General features: G+C 38.2%; 1 protein-coding gene. It reads left to right on the forward strand.

Going from position 1 to position 558, the window contains the following annotated elements:
* Window positions 1-104: 104 nt before the first annotated feature.
* On the forward strand, window positions 105-558 hold a 454-nt coding region (locus tag CHI06_RS29030; protein WP_257009513.1), incomplete at its 3' end, for a PfkB family carbohydrate kinase.

The raw sequence follows: 558 nt of genomic DNA on the forward strand, positions 1-558 counted from the left end.
ATTTGGAGCAAGTAAGTTAAGTATGAAAGCTCTAATCGATTAATTGGTTAGAGCTTTATTTTTTAAAAGGATGGTGTTTCGTTTTGGGTTCATCAATTATATGCATGGGTGAATTATTAATCGATTTTTTCTGTACCGATGTGGACATTAACTTAATAGAAGGGCAAAATTTTCAAAAACAAGCTGGGGGAGCACCGGCTAATGTCTGTGCGACGATTGCCAAATTAGGAGGTACTGCTCTTTTCAGCGGAAAAGTTGGGAATGATCCCTTTGGACATTTTTTAAAGAAGACACTAGATGACGTCCAAGTAGATACATCAATGGTCGTGTTTGATAATATTCACCCAACCACATTGGCCTTTGTATCTTTACAGGCAAATGGCGAAAGAGATTTTGTATTTAATCGCGGGGCTGACGCCTTTTTAATGGAGGAAGAAATTGATACCGTTAAGCTAAATGAGGCCGTTATTCATCACTTTGGCTCTGCTACTGCTTTATTAAGCGATCCCTTTCAAACCACTTATTTTCATGTAATGCGTAATGCAAAGGAACAAGGGA

Source organism: Bacillus sp. 7884-1 (assembly GCF_002272245.1).
Taxonomy (GTDB): domain Bacteria; phylum Bacillota; class Bacilli; order Bacillales; family Cytobacillaceae; genus Neobacillus.